18 protein-coding genes are annotated in these 15,231 nt (G+C 70.8%); 12 read left to right on the forward strand and 6 right to left on the reverse strand.

Annotated features, from left to right (window positions below):
• The first annotated feature begins 32 nt into the window (after positions 1 to 32).
• From ACLQ2U_RS22285 to ACLQ2U_RS22310, 6 genes are all read left to right on the forward strand, one after another.
• A complete protein-coding gene (locus ACLQ2U_RS22285; protein ID WP_425752671.1) occupies positions 33 to 386 on the forward strand; it encodes a hypothetical protein in 354 nt (117 codons plus the stop codon).
• Between the two features lie 132 nt (positions 387 to 518).
• Complete coding sequence (locus ACLQ2U_RS22290) at positions 519 to 2,954, forward strand: AAA family ATPase (protein WP_425752672.1); 2,436 nt, start codon at positions 519 to 521, stop codon at positions 2,952 to 2,954.
• Positions 2,951 to 3,394, forward strand: a complete 444-nt coding sequence (locus ACLQ2U_RS22295) for a hypothetical protein (RefSeq protein WP_425752673.1) — start codon at positions 2,951 to 2,953, stop codon at positions 3,392 to 3,394. The genes ACLQ2U_RS22290 and ACLQ2U_RS22295 overlap by 4 nt, the downstream gene beginning before the upstream one ends.
• A gap of 121 nt (positions 3,395 to 3,515) precedes the next feature.
• Positions 3,516 to 3,845 (forward strand): DUF4190 domain-containing protein, encoded by a 330-nt coding sequence (locus ACLQ2U_RS22300; protein ID WP_425752674.1) that lies wholly within the window; start codon positions 3,516 to 3,518, stop codon positions 3,843 to 3,845.
• Positions 3,846 to 3,966: 121 nt separating this feature from the next.
• The gene (locus ACLQ2U_RS22305; RefSeq protein ID WP_425752675.1) at positions 3,967 to 4,473 is read left to right on the forward strand and encodes a hypothetical protein; all 507 of its coding nucleotides are present in this window, start codon (positions 3,967 to 3,969) and stop codon (positions 4,471 to 4,473) included.
• Between the two features lie 32 nt (positions 4,474 to 4,505).
• On the forward strand, positions 4,506 to 5,012 hold the full coding sequence (locus tag ACLQ2U_RS22310) for a hypothetical protein (protein ID WP_425752677.1): 507 nt from the start codon (positions 4,506 to 4,508) through the stop codon (positions 5,010 to 5,012).
• An 89-nt stretch (positions 5,013 to 5,101) separates the two neighbouring features.
• On the opposite strand, the gene ACLQ2U_RS22315 is transcribed toward ACLQ2U_RS22310, so the two are convergent.
• Positions 5,102 to 5,407: a hypothetical protein gene (locus ACLQ2U_RS22315; RefSeq protein ID WP_425752678.1), complete on the reverse strand. Its 306-nt coding sequence runs from the start codon at positions 5,405 to 5,407 to the stop codon at positions 5,102 to 5,104.
• A 315-nt stretch (positions 5,408 to 5,722) separates the two neighbouring features.
• Here ACLQ2U_RS22315 and ACLQ2U_RS22320 point away from each other — a divergent pair, with 315 nt between their 5' ends.
• Positions 5,723 to 6,466, forward strand: a complete 744-nt coding sequence (locus ACLQ2U_RS22320; RefSeq protein ID WP_425752679.1) for an N-acetyltransferase — start codon at positions 5,723 to 5,725, stop codon at positions 6,464 to 6,466.
• A gap of 100 nt (positions 6,467 to 6,566) precedes the next feature.
• Here the strand turns inward: ACLQ2U_RS22320 and ACLQ2U_RS22325 are convergent, their stop codons facing one another.
• Entirely contained in the window at positions 6,567 to 7,454 is an 888-nt protein-coding gene (locus tag ACLQ2U_RS22325) for a pirin family protein (protein ID WP_425752680.1), read from the reverse strand.
• 95 nt (positions 7,455 to 7,549) lie between these two features.
• On the opposite strand from ACLQ2U_RS22325, the gene ACLQ2U_RS22330 reads away from it, so the two are divergent.
• Together ACLQ2U_RS22330 and ACLQ2U_RS22335 are read left to right on the forward strand one after the other, a co-directional pair.
• Complete coding sequence (locus ACLQ2U_RS22330) at positions 7,550 to 8,014, forward strand: MarR family winged helix-turn-helix transcriptional regulator (protein ID WP_425752681.1); 465 nt, start codon at positions 7,550 to 7,552, stop codon at positions 8,012 to 8,014.
• Positions 8,015 to 8,282: 268 nt separating this feature from the next.
• Positions 8,283 to 8,642, forward strand: a complete 360-nt coding sequence (locus ACLQ2U_RS22335) for a hypothetical protein (RefSeq protein WP_425752682.1) — start codon at positions 8,283 to 8,285, stop codon at positions 8,640 to 8,642.
• 155 nt (positions 8,643 to 8,797) lie between these two features.
• Here ACLQ2U_RS22335 and ACLQ2U_RS22340 read toward each other — a convergent pair whose 3' ends face one another.
• Positions 8,798 to 9,091, reverse strand: a complete 294-nt coding sequence (locus tag ACLQ2U_RS22340; protein ID WP_425752683.1) for a DUF7336 domain-containing protein — start codon at positions 9,089 to 9,091, stop codon at positions 8,798 to 8,800.
• Positions 9,092 to 10,157: 1,066 nt separating this feature from the next.
• Between ACLQ2U_RS22340 and ACLQ2U_RS22345 the strand changes: the two genes are divergently transcribed.
• A complete protein-coding gene (locus ACLQ2U_RS22345; protein ID WP_425752684.1) occupies positions 10,158 to 10,850 on the forward strand; it encodes an AAA family ATPase in 693 nt (230 codons plus the stop codon).
• A 571-nt stretch (positions 10,851 to 11,421) separates the two neighbouring features.
• Positions 11,422 to 12,165 carry a class I SAM-dependent methyltransferase gene (locus ACLQ2U_RS22350; RefSeq protein WP_425752685.1) on the forward strand — a complete coding sequence of 248 codons (744 nt, stop codon included), beginning with the start codon at positions 11,422 to 11,424 and terminating at the stop codon, positions 12,163 to 12,165.
• Between the two features lie 440 nt (positions 12,166 to 12,605).
• Here the strand turns inward: ACLQ2U_RS22350 and ACLQ2U_RS22355 are convergent, their stop codons facing one another.
• Positions 12,606 to 13,160, reverse strand: a complete 555-nt coding sequence (locus ACLQ2U_RS22355) for a TetR/AcrR family transcriptional regulator (RefSeq protein WP_425752686.1) — start codon at positions 13,158 to 13,160, stop codon at positions 12,606 to 12,608.
• Positions 13,161 to 13,222: 62 nt separating this feature from the next.
• Between ACLQ2U_RS22355 and ACLQ2U_RS22360 the strand changes: the two genes are divergently transcribed.
• Positions 13,223 to 14,131: an alpha/beta fold hydrolase gene (locus ACLQ2U_RS22360; RefSeq protein ID WP_425752687.1), complete on the forward strand. Its 909-nt coding sequence runs from the start codon at positions 13,223 to 13,225 to the stop codon at positions 14,129 to 14,131.
• Here the strand turns inward: ACLQ2U_RS22360 and ACLQ2U_RS22365 are convergent.
• Positions 14,041 to 14,493: a VOC family protein gene (locus ACLQ2U_RS22365; RefSeq protein ID WP_425752764.1), complete on the reverse strand. Its 453-nt coding sequence runs from the start codon at positions 14,491 to 14,493 to the stop codon at positions 14,041 to 14,043. The two genes, ACLQ2U_RS22360 and ACLQ2U_RS22365, sit on opposite strands and share 91 nt — an antisense overlap.
• A gap of 125 nt (positions 14,494 to 14,618) precedes the next feature.
• A complete protein-coding gene (locus ACLQ2U_RS22370; protein WP_425752688.1) occupies positions 14,619 to 15,176 on the reverse strand; it encodes a DinB family protein in 558 nt (185 codons plus the stop codon).
• Positions 15,177 to 15,231 lie beyond the last annotated feature (55 nt).

Consider the following 15,231-nt stretch of genomic DNA (forward strand, 5'->3'; position numbering starts at 1 on the left):
GGCCCGCGGACACCACGCGCCTGGAGACGATCATGAACCAGCTCCCGCAGCCCACCGCCACTCCCCTGGTCGAGCTGATCTTCGACCGGCTGGCCACCGACGACGTACCCACCGACACCGCCGAGCTGGTCCTCGCCGCGCTCACCGGCGAGTTCGGCGAGGAGCGGACCGTCGAGATCGGACCCGGGTCCTGCATCACCCTGGTCGTCGGCCGCAACGGCTCCGGCAGGTCCAAGGCGCACGCCCACCACGCCCTGAACGAGGCCGCCGACAGCCTGGCGCACATGGCGCGCCGCCGGATCGAGGAGCCGTTCGACGTTCGCCCCCGGGCGCACGACGTGGTCGAGGCGTTCCTGCGCGACTGGCATGTTGCGCTGCCGGCCTGACCGCCGATCCATAGACGACAGCAATTTCACCGCGTCGCCGCACCACCACCGCCGGCGAGCCGGCACGAGCCGGAACCGTCGGCCCCGTACGCCCTCCCCAAACCCGCATCAGCACCCGTCGGAGGTCGCCTGATGAACCGCACCGAGCCCCTGATCGAGCTGATCTTCGACCGGCTCGCCGCCGACCGCGTACCCGATGACACCGCCGAGGTGGTCCTCGCCGCGCTCAGCGGCGACACCGACCTGGACGCGGCGCTCGCCGGCGAGCCGACCGCGCTGGAGCCGCAGCGTCCGGCGGCGGACGAGCCGCGGGAGCGGATCTGGCTCTCCTCGGTCACCGTCGCCGGCTTCCGCGGCGTCGGCCCGGAGCGCACCCTCGCCATCGAACCCGGCCCGGGGCTGACCGTGGTGGTCGGCCGCAACGGCTCCGGCAAGTCCAGCTTCGCCGAGGCGGTGGAGCTGACCCTGACCGGAGACAGCGCCCGCTGGGCCGACCGCAACAGCGTCTGGCGTACCGGGTGGCGCAACCTGCACGCCGGCGACCCGTGTCGGATCGCCGTCGAGCTGCGGGCCGACGGGGTCGGCACGCCCACCCGGGTGGTCCGCTGCTGGCCGTCCGGCGCGGAGCTGGGCGAGGCCGGGGTGACCGTCACCAGCGGGCGCGGCAGCTACAAGGATCTCGCCGAGCTGGGGCTGGCCCGGCCGCTGGAGCTGTACCGGCCGTTCCTCACCGCCGCCGAGCTGGGCCGGCTCACCGCCGGCACGCAGAGCCAGCTCTTCGACGCGATCTCCGCGATCCTCGGCCTGGAGGCGATCACCGACGCCGACCGCCGGCTGATGGTCGCCGCGCGCCCGATCGACGCGGCCCTCAAGGAGGTACGCGGACAGCGCGCCGCCCTCGCCGCCACGCTGGCCGAGATGAACGACGACCGGGCGCGCCGGGCGGCGGCACTGCTCGCCGCGACCCGCCCCGACCTGGTGGCGCTGACCGCGATCCTCGACGAGCCGGAGGAGCCGACCGCGGACGAGGCCGTGCTGCTCTGCCGGCGGCTGGTGGCGATGCAGCTGCCCGACGCGGACGAGGTGGCCCGGCTCGCGGGGCAGGTGCGGGAGGCCGCCGCCGGGGCGCGCCGCCACGACGGCGGGCGCTCGCGGGCGTCGCTGCGCAGCGCTGAGCTGCTCCGGCTCGCCATCGAGCACCACGACGACCGGGGTGACGGACCGTGCCCGGTCTGCGCGACGGGCAGCCTCGACGGCGACTGGCGGACCAGCGCCGCCGCGTCCCTGGCGGACCTGCGCGACCGCACACTCGCGGCCCAGGCCGCCGCCGCTCGGCTGACGGCGGTGCTGCAGCGGACGCACTACCTGGTCGACGACCTTGACGTGCCCGACGGCGACGCCGCCGGGGTGCCGATGGACGGGCTGCGCGCGGCCGCGGCGGCGCTGCGGCTGGCGCCGGGCGGACCGGAGGAGCTCGCCGATCATCTGACCGCGCAGTACCCGGCGGTGATCGCGGCGGCGCAGGCCACGCAGGCGTACGCGAAGGGCCTGCTCCGCCAGCGCGACACCGGCTGGCAGGCGGCGGCCGGCGAGCTGCGGGCCTGGGTCGAGGCGGCTGGAAAGCTGCCCGAGCGGGAACGCGCCCTCGCCCGGCTGAAGGCCGCGCGGGCCTGGCTGAAGGCGACCGGGGCGGAGCTGCGCAACCAGCGGGTCGCGCCGTTCGCGGAGCACTCGCAGCGGATCTGGGGGCAGCTGCGGCAGGAGAGCAACGTCGAGCTGGGCGCGATGACCCTGGAGGGGGCGAACACCCGGCGGCGGGTGGTGATCCCGGTCAGCGTGGACGGCACGGACAACGGCACGGCGCTGGGCGTGATGAGCCAGGGCGAGATGCACGCCCTCGGGTTGGCGACGTTCCTGCCGCGCGGTTGCGCTCCGGAGAGCCCGTTCCGGTTCATCGTGGTCGACGACCCGGTGCAGAGCATGGACCCATCGAAGGTCGACGGGCTGGCCCGGGTGCTCGCCGACCTGGCCGAGCAGCGGCAGGTGGTGGTCTTCACCCACGACACCCGGCTGCCCGAGGCGGTGGAACGGCTGAACCTGGGCCAGGCGCGGATCATCGAGGTGGCTCGCGCCGAGCGGTCGGTGGTGACCCTGCGGCCCGGCTCCGACCCGGTGACCCGCTACCTGGACGACGCGTACGCGCTGTCGCGCAACGAGGAGATCGCCGCCGAGGTACGGGGTCCGGTGGTGGCGGAGCTGTGCCGCTCGGCGATCGAGGCAGCCTGCCACCGGATCGTCTGGCGGCGGCGGGTGGCCCGCGGGGTGCCGCACGACGAGATCGAGGCGGCCATCGTGGACGCGTCTCGGCGGCTGACCACCACGGTCGCGTTGGCGCTCTTCGACGACGCCGACCGCGGCGGTGACGTGCTCGGGTATCTGAGCCGCCGGCACGGGTCGCGGGCGGGGGGCGCGTACAAGGCGTGCAAGGAGGGCGTGCACGGGGCGTACCTGGCGGACCTGCCCGGCCTGGTCGCGGACGCCCGCCACCTCGCGAAGGCGCTGTCGTGACCGCCGTGCCCAGGACTGCCGCGCCGACACCCCAGCGGTGCCTGGCGGCGGCCGACCAGATGCTGCGCGGCGCCGGCGCGCTCGGCGCGGTCGCGGTGACCGCCGGCTGGTGGCCACGGGCGTGCGCCTGCCTGATCCGGCTCGCGCTCGAGGGCGGCATCGACGCCTACTGGCGCCGGGTCAAGCCGACGGTTGCCTCGTGCCGGCAGGGCCGGGCAAAGCAGTTGATGCTGCGCGGCCGGCTCGGGCCCGGCGCCCGCGTCGCCCGCCGCGTCGCGTTTGCCTGGGCGACCCTGTCGGCCGCCGCCCACCACCACTGCTACGAACTGGCGCCGACCGCCGCCGAACTGCGTCGCCTGCACACCGAGGTGAGCGTCCTGCTCACCCAACTCGACGGAAGAACGGAACCGAACGATGACGTACCCGCAGCCCGGTCTTGACCCCACCCGCCCGCAGCCGCCGGTCTCTGGCGTCCCGGGGCCGTACCCGCCGGTGTCCGCCGTTCCCGGGCCGTACCCGCCGGTGTCCGGACCTCCCGGCGCGTACCCGACGGTCCCGGCCGTGCCCTACCAGCCCGGAGGCTACTTCCAGGCCGCGCAGCGGGTCGCCGTGCACCCGCCGCTGACCTCGGGCATGGCGACGGCGTCCTTGGTGCTCGGGATTCTCGGCGTGCTCGGCGGCTGGTGCCTGTTCGGGCTGCCCTGCATCCTGGCCGTCATTCTCGGCCACCTCGCCCTGCGGGAAACCCGGGACGGCACGAGGTCGGGGCACGGCATGGCCGTCGCCGGCCTCGTCCTGGGCTACGTCTTCGTCGGCCCGATGATCGCCTTCACGGTCATGTGGTTCTTCGGCGGCGTCGTTGGCGCGGCCACCCCGACCCCGACTCCCTGATCCCCGCCCCTGAGCCGGCGCAGCGACGCGCCCGAGGGCCGGGCAGAGAAACCAGGACGACACCGGCCGCCACCGCGGCCGGCCAGCAGGCGCCACGAGGCGCCGGAAAGACAGGTGTGCCATGTCCCAGGAAAATCGCGCTCGCGCGGTGCCCGACCGGTCTGTCGAGATGTCCCGTGAGGACAATGGCTGCGTCATCACCGCCCGGTGGCACAGCGACGTCGGACCGGCTGACATCACCGGACCGGACGAGGTCGTCATCCGGGTCGCCGACGACGCGGCGCCCGAGGTCCGGAAACGCGGCGTCACCTCGGCGGTCCTGCACCGGATGGGACGGCAGGTCGACGACATGGTGGCCGAGTTCCACGTGCTGCCGAGCGTCGGGGCGTACCAGGTGATGGTGCGCCGCTACATCGAAGGCCGGCTCGCCGAGCTCGCCCAGGCACGGGGTGCGGGGGCCGACGGCTTCGAGGCCGACCTGCTCGCCATCTTCGACGACGTCGCCGGTCGCGGGCACGCCGACCCGCTCGGGGAGCTCGCCATGGCGACGGGCAGGACGCGGGAGGACCTCGACCACCTCCTCAACGTGGCCCGTCAACGGCACGATCACGATGGACACCCCGCGTGAACGTCGCCCCCGACGGTACGGATACTGCCCCGGTGACATCGTCGAAGCCGCGCCGCGCCTGGTCGGAGGTCTTCCGCCGGAGCCGCATCTCGCCCCACGTCTTTGTCGTCGCCGAGGCCGCAGCGCAGGAGGTCGACCAGGTGGTCGCCGGCCTCGGGCTGCCGGACGCGTCCTCGGTCGGGCTTTTCGACAACGCCCACTGGGCCACGCCGCTGCTCGACGGCGCCGTGGCGCGGTTGCGCACCTACGGCCTGCCCAGGCTGCCCGGCGGAACCCGCGTGTACGGGCACCGGCCGCTGCGGCTGCTCTGCCACCTCATGGACCTCCAGCCGCCGGCCCGCGCGCTGTCCGGCGAGCGGTCCGTACCGGATGTCGAGGAACTGCTGGCCGATCTTGAGCGGCAGCGGCTGGCCGACACCGAGGCGCTGCTCGCGCAGGCCCGTACGGCCATGGCCAACGATTCGCAGGAGGTACGGGCGGCGGTCCGGGCGCTCTTCGGGATCGAGACTGTCGGCACCACCGCCACAGCTTCCTCCTAACGCTGCAGGGGCCCGCTTGTCGGACCGCCGCGCGTCCGGCCCGACAATGGCCGCGTCGACGAATCCGCCCGTTGACGCGGCCTGCGCCGCTACGACACCGCCTCGCTCAGGAACACCCGGTCGAACTCCGCTTCGGTGTAGAGGGCCACGGAGCGGAAGGTCAGCGGCTCCCCCACCGACTCGAAAGCCCGCAGCGCCGCCTCGGCACCGGACCGCAACACGTCTCCGAGGTCGTCACCCTCGACGTACAGGGTCACGGTCACCTGCGGACCGTGCACGGAGGCACTGAAGCTCGGGCACAGCGGAGCCAGCCGCCCGCCGGCTTCGTCCGCCCGGTAGTCGTCCACCGGCTCACCGCTGGCGGTGTCCGTCTCGATCACCAGGTGGTAGCCCATTGGCAGCCTCCTCACGGGCCGTGTAAACGGCGTTGATCCCGGAAACGACGAAAGGCCCCGGAGGGGCCTCTCACAAGGAGAAGATCCTAACGCGGTATCTCGCGGGCGATATCCTCGAGCCGCGGCGACACCTTGCGGCACTGCCCCCACGCCTTCGGCCTGCTGAGCCGGCCGGACGCACCCGCCGGCAGCGGCACCCGGGCAGGCATCGGTCACGGGCCGAGTCCGTGGGGCACCCGGACGGCGAGCGGGCCTTTGAGAGCGACGCCGCGAATTGAGGTGCGGTGCACGGCTCGGCGCTCTATGGTTCCGCCCGTGACGATCGACATCGCGAGCTTGGCGGATCGCCCGGACCTCGCACCCCTGCTGGACCGGGACTTCGACGGGGCGTGGCCGCAGTTCATGCTCTGGGACCCGATGGGCGCGGTGTACTACAACGTCGCCCACGACCTCTACCCCGAGTTCGTGTTCGCCGCTGTCGACTCCGCCGAGCCGGGCCGCGCCGTCGCCCGGGCGTACGCCGTGCCGCTGCGCTGGACGGAGCCGGAGCTTCCCGACGGCGGCTGGGACCGGGCGATCCAGCGCGCCACCATCACCCGCCTCACTGGCGCCACCCCGAACATCGTCTCGGCCATCGAGATCTGCATCCGACCCGACCGGCGCGCCGCCGGGCTCTCCGCCCTGATGCTCGCCGCCATGCGGCAGGCCGTCGGCAAACTCGGCTACGACACCCTGGTCGCCCCGGTCCGCCCGAGCGGCAAGCACACCCGACCCGACCTGCCGATGACCGAGTACGCGGCGCAGGTCCGCGACGACGGCCTGCCCGTCGACCCGTGGCTGCGGGTGCACGTACGCGCGGGCGGGCGCATCGAGCGCGTCGCCACCCGGTCGATGATGATCAGCGGGACGCTCGCGGAGTGGCGCTCGTGGACCGGCCTGCCGTTCGACACCAGCGGGCCGGTGCGCGTACCGGGAGCGCTGGTGCCGGTGCACTGCGACGTGGCGCACGATCACGCCGTCTACGTCGAACCGAACGTCTGGGTCCGCCACCGGCTGTAGGAGAGGCCGGGTGGGTCTTCACGGCCAGCTGCTGTTGCCCGCCCGCAGCGTGGCCTTCCGTGAAAGGCCGGCCGGGTGAAGATCGCCGACCGGAGTGGGCTCAGCGGTACTTAAGGCGGGCCTGGCGGGGAATCGCGCCGAACTTGCCGCCGTGGAAGTCGCGGAAGGCCCGAGCGATCTCGGCGCGGCTGTTCATCACGAACGGGCCGTCCATCTCCACGTGCTGGTTGATCGGCTTTCCGCTGTACGCCATCACCACGGTGGGCGCGTCGCCGTCGCCGGTCTCCAGGGTGGCCGTCGATCCGTTCGCCGCCCCGGGGACGGGATCGGACCAGGCGATCTGTCCGGCGCGCACCGGCCGTCCGGCGACGGTCAGCCGGCCGGACAGGACGTAGAAGAACGCGCGGTCACGGGCGGGCAGTACGTGGTCCAGGCGGGTGTTCGGCTCCAGGGTGATCACCGCTCCGGAGATCGGCCAGTGGTTGCGGGCCGGTCCCGTGACACCGCCGGCCGTCCCGGAGATCAGGTCCACGCGCGCGCCGGCGTGTTCGATGACGGGCCGGTCCACGGCGAGCAGGTCCTGGTAGCGCGTGTCGACCATCTTCTTCTCGCCGGGCAGGTTCACCCACAACTGCAGAATGTGCGCCCGCTCGTTGCGGAAGGCCAGCTCGCGGTGGATGACGCCGCGCCCGGCGGTCATCCACTGGACGTCCCCGGTGGCCAGCGCGCCGTTGTTGCCGGCGTTGTCGCCGTGTTCCAGCACGCCGTCGACGACCAGGGTCACCGTCTCCAGGCCGCGGTGAGGGTGCCACTCGAATCCCGGGGAGGAGAACCAGTCCTCGCTCAGCAGCAGGAACGGGTCGGTGCGGGCCGGCCGCATCGGCGTGATGATCACGGCCTTGTCGTCGACCTGCCCGTCGGGGCCGACGCGGACCTTGTCCTCCACCCGGACGACCGTCCGCCTCACCGTGCCGCGTCGGGGTGCCATCTCATCCACATCCGTTCATCCGACCATCGAGTTGATGGATCAACCGAAGGGTACACCCCTCGGTTGATACATCAACTGGACGGTAGGATGCGCGCATGGAGCAGCAGGGGCTGGACGAGCGGGAGCTTCACGCCTGGCGCACGTTCTTCCAGATGCAGGAGGTCCTGCGCGGCCGCATCGAGCAGCAGCTACAAGCCGCGAGCGGCCTCTCCAACGCTGACTACAGCGTCCTGGTCGCCCTGTCGGACGCCCCCGGCGGCCGGCAACGCGTATTCGAACTCGGCCGCAACCTCGGCTGGGAGAAGAGCCGCCTGCACCACCAGCTCACCCGCATGTGCCAGCGGGGCCTCGTCCGGCGCGAGAACGGCGCGTCCCGCGCCATGTACGCCGTCCTCACCCCGGAAGGCCGCGACGTACTCCGACAGGCCGCCCCCGGTCACGCCAGCGAAGTCCGCCGGCTGGCCATCGAACCCCTCACCGACGAACAGATCCGCCAGCTCGCCGACATCTCCACCACCATCCTCGACAGCCTCCGAGCCGACCAAGACCCTCACGGCTGACCCAGCCCCGGCCCCCGGCCGCTGCCCGACCCAGCGGAGCGCGGGCACGCCGGCGGCATAGAGGATCCGAAACGGCAGGTCAATGAAGACGTGTCGACGCCAGCGAATACGGCTCGGCAATGACCTGCTGACCTGTTGCGCACTCTCGGCTGTTGCCCATCGATCCTGACCGCCGTAGACCCTCGCCGGCCGCGCGATCGGGCACGGCAGTCCCCACCCGCAGGGTCGAGGACCAGTAGGCCGGGCGGGCTTCGCGTACCGTCGCCTCGTGCTCGCTGACCAACCCAGCTCGCGTCGACCCCTCGGCGCGGTACCACGCGCACTGATCACGGCAATGATCATGCTCGGGGTGATAGTGCCCTCGCTCGTCATCAGCGAGCTGATCGAAGACAGGACGGGAAGCGGCGTTCTGGCCGATTTCGGTGCGATCGCGGTGCCCACCGCCACAACGGCCTGGCTCGCCCCACGGGTTTCCTACCGACGACGAGATGCCTTGTGGTGGCTGGCCGGCGGTGTCGGCATTTACGTGTTCGGCGTCATCGCCTGGCGGCTGGCGCTCCTGCCCTACCGCGACTGGACCCCTCGCCCGGAGGAGGCGTCCCAAGCCCGGTATCAGCTCAGGCCTTAGGGCGTTGGCCTTCGGATTAGAAGAAGATCACGGATGGCTGCTCGGGTGGCTATGCCCTGGTCAGCCTGCCCGTCATTGTCGGCCGGCGTCGACGCCTGCGGCAGGTCCTGGCTGTACGCCTGGCTGTACCGGTCGCAGGGCGAGCGGCTGCCTGTCTAGTCGGCTTGATCGTCGCGCGGGTTATACACGAAGCCGTCGTTCCAGTGGTCCTGGTCGACGGTGTAGCCGTTGATGTAGAAGCAGTCGGGCTCGTCGCGGAAGCCAGGCAGCTTCCTGGCTCGCTGTATCCGGTCCTCCGCTCGCGCCTCCGACGAGTACACCCCCAGAATCTTGAGATCGTCACCGTCTTCCTCGTCCCAGGCGAGCTCGCCGGCTTCGTCTCGATGCGTGGTTGGTCGCCCGTCGAGCCACCGGGCGTGGCGGACGTGCCACAGCAGGAAGACCTCCATGCAGCCGGACGCTACCCGTTGCCGCTCTGCCCCCACCGGCGCGGCGTGATCGACCCCGGGGAACGGCGTTGCCACCTGACGGGATCGAACCATCGACCTACGCATTACGAGATCAAGACGCCGGCTCCGGTGACCTGGGCACATGAGGTCCTAGCAGCGGAAACGCCTCTCGACATCTCACACCACTCCCCGCCGTCCGTGGGCCTCTTGCGGACTAGATGCGGACTGCGCGAGCACGCGCGACCAAATGCCGTTCGACCCCTGCCCGCCGTTCCTCTACTGTCCGGTCGTGGCCGGATTGGGTGGGACGAAGCAGAGATGGACCTGCCCTCCGGACGCCCGGTGTGGTTGCTGGATGTGGATGGGGTCATCAACGCGAACCGGCCAGGTTGGGGCGGGCCACCCAGGAAAAGCCAGGTCTGGTCGGACACCGACCAGGTGTCATACATCGTCCGTTGGGCGCCAGCTCTGATCGACCGGATCCGGCCCCTCCATGAGTCCGGCGTGGTGGCCGTCCGTTGGTGCACCACATGGTGCCCGGATGCGCACCGGCTTGAGTACCTGTGGCGACTGCCCCCGCTGTCTCGGGCGATCACGGCTGATCCGATGCCACGGGGTCCTGCTTGTTGCCCGCTGAAGCTTGCTGCAGCTCGCGCCGTGCTGGCCGAGGGTCGCAGACTTGTATGGACCGACGACGAGGCACTGCCCCCGCCAGGCCCCCTACGTGATGAGTTGACTGCCAGTGGGCAAGCACTTCTGATCGCGCCCAAATCAAACCGTGGCTTGCAACCCGAAGACCTGGACCGGATCGAGTCGTTCATCGCTGCCTCGCAACCATGACCCCGTCACCTGGCCGTGCCCATGCCGCGCACCTTCATTTTGGAAGAGCGCGATCGACCGGTCGCGATGCCCGAAACGCCTGCGGTCAACGGCGAAGCTACTTGCCCCTGGTGCCCGCTCATGACCGCTGCCGGCCGCCGCTACTGGCCCATGGATGGCCCGTGACGCCCTGGTGTTCACGCTCAGCACGTCGACAGCACGTCTGCGGCTCTGCCAGGATCGGCGGATGTTGGTGAGGGAACGGCCGGTGGTGATCGCTGTATGCGGGTGTCCGGGGGCTGGGAAGACCACCGTTGCCTCTGCAACGGCTGGCCGCTTGGGTATCCCGTTCCTGACTCGGGACGAGATCAAGACTGGTCTTGGGCTGTCCTCCGCCTCCGCGGCCGAGGACGGCGGCGTTCGGCTCGACCGGGACTTCCACGTTGCCGGCGGTCCCGTCAGCCTCCGGGCTGAAGCCGTGATGGTCAACGCAGCCCGCCTGCTCGCGGCCTCAGGGGTGAGCTTCGTCGTAGAGTCCTCGGTGTTGTCCCACGAGCTGCTAGATGTGCTGCTCGCGTGTGGCACCCGAGTGCTGGCTGTTCACGTCGTCGCCGAGGAGGCGGTCATCGACCGGCGACTTGGTGCTCGGGCGGCCGAAGGCGGGGCCATCGACCAGCAGCTCCTATCCCTGTTTCAGCGGGGCGAGATGAAGCGGTCGATTTTCGAACCGCCAGAGGGAGTCGACGCCGTCATTGAGATCGACACCTCAGACCATGGCGCTCCGGCCATCGAGACGATCGTGGCAGCAGTCGTCGCCCTGCTTGGGCCGCCAAGAACGGGAGGCGGCTCATTACCGAACGAGCCAGCAACGAACCATCGACCAAAGCCCGCAGGTAACTGGCGTCCTGGCCAATTGGTGGAATCGCTCCGCCGGAGTTGAGCGAACCATCAAGCGGCGCAGACAGTCGTCCAGCGGTGTCCGCCGCTCAGCGGATCTCCTCGTCGGGCAGTCGCCAGACCGTCCAGCCTCCCCGGACGGGGACAAGGTGGAGCGCCTAACCAGCCGAACGACCTTGGCCCCGTCCGGGGAGGCTGGTAGCCCTTGTGGTGCCCGGCGAGGGGATCCGCGGCTGATCTCTGAGGAGGGTCGGGGTTCGGGGCGGAGCCCCGAGGCGGGCGCTGGGATTCCGTCAGCTTGGCGCTCAGCTGAGCATCCGGATCGGAGCCTGAGCCCAAACGCCAGTGCGCCGGCTGTGCGGACGGCCGTGCCGAGCGGCACGCGTCGCGCGAGCAGCGGCAGATGCGGATGCCGGTTTCCGGCGCGTTTGGCGGTGTCCCCGCTGGGGTCGAGCAGGTAACGGCGTTCGCAATAAGCTATGGCGCAGACGACTGATTGCCGTGTGGGGGCTCCGGACAGACCATGTCTCTCGGGGCGGGCCGCTGCCGTCGATCGCCGGCAACCAGGGCGTGGTCTTTATGGCCGCCCGGTCGCGCCCAGCTCAATTCGGTGTGTGGACGCGTTCGCTGCTGGCGAACGCCGGCGGCTCGGGCCGGTGGGCCGGCGGGTGCTGGCCTACGGTCTGATGATGACGACGACGGCCGCCTACGACGCGCACGCCGACTGGTACGAGGACTACGTGACGGGTGCCGCCGCCGAGTACACGACGCGTCGACAGGCGCTGTTGCGCCAGCTGCTCGGCGCCGGGCATGGCGTCTGCCTGGATTTGTGCTGCGGCACCGGGGTGCAGGCCGACGAGCTGCGCGCGCTGGGGTGGAGACCCGTCGGACTGGACCTGTCCGGCGGCCAGCTGCGCCACGCCGCGCGCCGGCTGCCGGTGGTGCGGGCGGACGCGGCCGTACTGCCGTTCGCCGACGGCGCGGTCCCGGCGGTCGATTGCGTCCTCGCGCACACCGATGTGCCGGACTACGCGGCCGTGCTCCGCGAGGTGGCCCGGGTTCTGCAGCCCGGCGGGCGGTTCGTCCACATCGGCGTTCATCCCTGCTACGTAGGCGCGTTCGCCGACTGGAGCGCTCGGCCCGCCGTCGTTGTCAATGAGCGCTACGCCGACCGGTCGCATACCTACGAAGCCTGGTGCCCGGCCGGGGTCCGGGCCCGCGTCGGCGCCTGGCACGTACCGCTCGCCGACCTGCTCAACGCGGTAGTCGCGGCCGGACTGCGACTCGATCGCGTGGAGGAGATCGGTCCGGACGGCGTTCCTGACGTCTTGGGCCTGGCTGCAGTGAAGCCGGCCTGAAGAAGCCGTCTGCCCACGCCTGAAGCGCAGCACCGGCGATCTTGCCGTCCACGGCGTCGACAATCAGGGGAAGCTCCCGGATCAAGATCACGTGCACGCTATTCGGCATGTGCGTATGCCGGCCGAGTCAGCACTTCGTGACGCCGTAGCGCGCGGATCGCAGCATGTCCGGTCGTTAGGCGGTGCCCTCGTCGACGATCTTCGACGCGATCGGCTGCTCGACGAAGGGGAGGGCTTCAAGTTCCATGCTCACTGCAGACAGTCCGCTACGCCGTCAGCGGCAGCGCCGGAGGCAAGTGCAGCAACGATCCAGCCGGCGTCGGTTTCGTACTTGCCGGGCGGCGCCCCGTCCCCGGGCTCCACATAGACACGGCGGCGCCGTGGTACTCGACGAAAGTCTGTCTTAGCGGTGTTCTGTTTGTCTGCGCTGGAGCGTCAGGTCAAGACTCTGCGAGGGCGCGCACCGCGCGTTCGATGGCGGGGCGCATGTCAAGAGCGGGGTCGACGGTGAGCCGGTGCAGGAGCAGTCCGTCGGCGAGCGCCATGAGGGCCCGGGTCGCCGGCACGGGGTCGGCGATGCCGACGGCGATCACGATCCGCTCAGTCCACCGCTCGAACTCGCGGCGCTGCCGCCGCAGCGGCTCGCCAAGCTCAGGATCGCCGGCGAGTTCGAGGAAGAGTGCGTAGCGTGCGCGGGTGCGCGCGGCGAACCGCCCGGTCTGCAGTTCGGCCATGGCGCACAAGCCCTCGATCAGCCCGTCGAGTCCCGTGATCGCAGGCATCGCGGCTGGGTCGAAATCGGCGCGCTCGCGCTCGGCCATCCAGTCGACCACGCCGCCGAGTAGCGCCCTGCGAGTGCGGAACCAGTTCGAGGTCGACCCAGGGGGGAGGCCTGCCCGTTCGTCGACCCGCGCATGGCTCAACGCGCGCACGCCCTCCGCGCCGAGCAGCTCCACGGCCGCCTCGAGTGCGCGCTCCCGGGTCGCCGCGGGCATGACGCCCCCCTTTCAAGAGGTCTACTATGAACATAGTACTCCACCGCGTGAAAGGGGTCGCCATGCCCACGCCCGAGCCCCGCATCACCCGTTCCGTCGACGCCTCGGCCTGGTCGCCGCCGCTGCCAGAGGCCTCCGGCTTCGACCATCTCGTCGTCGAGGCGCCCGGCCTGCATACTCACCTCGCCGCCATCGGCGAGGGCGAACCGGTCGTGCTGTTGCACGGATTTCCCGAGCACTGGTGGCAGTGGCACGCCATAGCTCCGGTCATTGCCGCAGGCGGCTACCGCGTCATCTGCCCCGACCTGCGCGGGGCCGGCTGGACCGTGGCCGACGATCCGCGTATCGAACGCGAGACCCGGCTCCGCGACCTGCTCGCCCTCTTCGACGTCCTCCACATCGAGCGCGCCCACCTCGTCGCCCACGACATGGGCGTCATCACCGCGATGCAGCTGACCTACGACCACCCCGAGCGGGTTCGAACGGCAGTGCAACTCTCCGTGCCGCCGGGCTTCATGAAGTTCAGCCCGAAGCTCCTCCCGGCCTTCCGGCACCTGCCCCCGTTCGTCTGGCACCGCCCGGGCGCCTCACTGCGCGGAATCTTCTCCGGGGAGTACGTCGCCCGCCCGATATCGGAGGCAGCCGTCGAAGCCCACCTCGCCCCGATGCGCCGACCCGACATCGACGGCGCGGTGCGTACGCTCTGCCGCGGCATGGTCCTGCCCGAAGGCATGCGCATGATCCGCGGCGTCTACCGCCGCCGGCGGCTCACGGTGCCGACCCTCGTGGTATTCGGCCGCCGCGACCGCCCCTACACCGAGGAGCTCATGGGGCGCATCTGCCGCAATCCGGAGCGGTACGCCGATCGCGTCGGGTTCGCCTACGTCGACGAGGCAGCGCATTTCATCACCGACGACGCCCCGGCCGCGGTCGCCGACCTCGCGCTCGACTGGTTCGAACGAGCCGCATGACGTAGGGCTAGTTCAACACTCAGATGTCCGCTCATAGGCAACCGCCGCGCGCCCAGCGCGAGCACTGCCTCACCCGCGGCATCCTCGTCGTCCACCATCACGTCAAGGTGCATTTGCTGCGGCACCCCCGGCTCCGGCCACGTCGGCGGCGTCAGGACGGCGGCGCCCTGGAACGCCAGCCCGGACGCCGTCGTGCTGGCCGACACGACGACGAAGTCCTCGTCCGCGTAGGTGATCGGGTCGCCGAGGACCGCGCTCCAGAACCGCGCCTCGGCCATCGGATCCGGGCAGTCGACGATCAGATGGTGGAGCCGGCCGACAGGCAAAGCGAACACCTCCTTCGTGGTCAGGCCCCGTGCCAGCACGGTTGTATGGCCACTTCCGGCGCACGGGAAAGGTCGTGTCTGGACCATGTTCGTTCATCGTTGCCTAGAGTGTGAGGCCAGAAGGGACTGCCACCCGGGCGGACAGCGGCAGCTGAGGACGTTTAGACGCTGAAGTCTTCAGGCGCGCCTTCACCCACGCGACCATCCACTGCTTCACAGAGGATGTCCGCGTGGCCCGTGTGTCGTGCGTACTCCTCAACCATGTCCAAGAGCATGGCGCGGACCGAAGGCGAGCGGCCGTCCGGCCAGGTAAAGGACGCCGGTCCGTCGAGCCCGCGCTCCTTAATGACCTCAGCCACGAGCTCGCGCGACCGCTCGACAGCGTCTCGCCACAATGCGTAGACATCTTCCGGAGAGTCCAGCGCCCCAGTGCGCCATTCCCAGTCAGGGTCGGCGTCGAAATCTACGGCGTCCCACGGGGCTCCGTACTCCTGTCCGGCGAGCTTGACAGCCAACCAGTCTGCCTCGACCAAGGCCACATGCTTGACGAGACCACCGAGCGTCATCGCACTGGCGGCCGTGGTCGCACGCAGACCCTTCTCGTCGAGCCCCGACGTCTTCCAGGCGAAGGTCCGCCGGTTGCGCTCGAGAACTGACAACAGGGACTCGGCCTCGGTGGAAGCCGCCGACGGGGAAGGCTGTGGAGACGCTTCGCTCATGACCGGAGCATAGCCAGCCGCTCGTCTACCGCTCATCGGCTATGACCGCGCGGAT

It is taken from the genome of Micromonospora sp. DT47 (assembly GCF_049844475.1).
Taxonomy (GTDB): Bacteria; Actinomycetota; Actinomycetes; order Mycobacteriales; family Micromonosporaceae; genus Micromonospora.

What these genes read in the sequence shown, in the direction of transcription:
- ACLQ2U_RS22285 (WP_425752671.1), top strand. Translation starts at nt 33, where the DNA reads ATGAACCAGCTCCCGCAGCCCACCGCCACTCCCCTGGTCGAGCTGATC.
- ACLQ2U_RS22290 (WP_425752672.1), top strand. Translation starts at nt 519, where the DNA reads ATGAACCGCACCGAGCCCCTGATCGAGCTGATCTTCGACCGGCTCGCC.
- ACLQ2U_RS22305 (WP_425752675.1), top strand. Translation starts at nt 3,967, where the DNA reads ATGTCCCAGGAAAATCGCGCTCGCGCGGTGCCCGACCGGTCTGTCGAG.
- ACLQ2U_RS22315 (WP_425752678.1), bottom strand. Translation starts at nt 5,407, where the DNA reads ATGGGCTACCACCTGGTGATCGAGACGGACACCGCCAGCGGTGAGCCG.
- ACLQ2U_RS22325 (WP_425752680.1), bottom strand. Translation starts at nt 7,454, where the DNA reads ATGGCACCCCGACGCGGCACGGTGAGGCGGACGGTCGTCCGGGTGGAG.
- ACLQ2U_RS22330 (WP_425752681.1), top strand. Translation starts at nt 7,550, where the DNA reads ATGGAGCAGCAGGGGCTGGACGAGCGGGAGCTTCACGCCTGGCGCACG.
- ACLQ2U_RS22340 (WP_425752683.1), bottom strand. Translation starts at nt 9,091, where the DNA reads ATGGAGGTCTTCCTGCTGTGGCACGTCCGCCACGCCCGGTGGCTCGAC.
- ACLQ2U_RS22345 (WP_425752684.1), top strand. Translation starts at nt 10,158, where the DNA reads ATGTTGGTGAGGGAACGGCCGGTGGTGATCGCTGTATGCGGGTGTCCG.
- ACLQ2U_RS22355 (WP_425752686.1), bottom strand. Translation starts at nt 13,160, where the DNA reads ATGCCCGCGGCGACCCGGGAGCGCGCACTCGAGGCGGCCGTGGAGCTG.
- ACLQ2U_RS22360 (WP_425752687.1), top strand. Translation starts at nt 13,223, where the DNA reads ATGCCCACGCCCGAGCCCCGCATCACCCGTTCCGTCGACGCCTCGGCC.
- ACLQ2U_RS22370 (WP_425752688.1), bottom strand. Translation starts at nt 15,176, where the DNA reads ATGAGCGAAGCGTCTCCACAGCCTTCCCCGTCGGCGGCTTCCACCGAG.